Here is a 401-nt window from a genome sequence, read left to right as displayed (position 1 = left end):
CTGACCGACAAATGTGGAGTACGCAGTTTGTTCGGCGAGGCGTTCGAGTACCAGCAGACGGTGCCGTTTTTCTCGCTATTCATGGCCACACTCAACGCTGATCCCCCGGTGGGAGACGCCGAGGCGTTGCGTCAACTAGGTGGCTCGGCAGATCTGCGCTACTGGGTGGTGCACGATTTGGCCGACGCGATTCATGCCGCAGCCGCACAGACTCCGCTGGCAATTTTGTTGGAGGACATTCACTGGGCCGATAACGGCACGCTGTTGGCGCTGCGGTCGCTCACCACCGCGCGGCCGGATGCCTCAGTGTTATGGGTATTGACCGCCCGCACCGGGGCCGGCGGGCCGGCGGTACAGGAAACGTTGTCGGTTCTGCAGCGCGCGAATGCCACATTTTTGCG

General features: G+C 62.1%; 1 pseudogene. It reads left to right on the top strand.

The window, feature by feature from the left end:
• A pseudogene (locus ACZYVJ_RS25745) lies at positions 1-401 on the top strand (LuxR family transcriptional regulator); the annotation flags it as partial.

It is taken from the genome of Mycobacterium sp. IDUB_3, from assembly GCF_055419585.1.
Note: the sequence above shows the minus strand (reverse complement) of the source record. Positions and strands in the feature narration are given on the sequence as shown.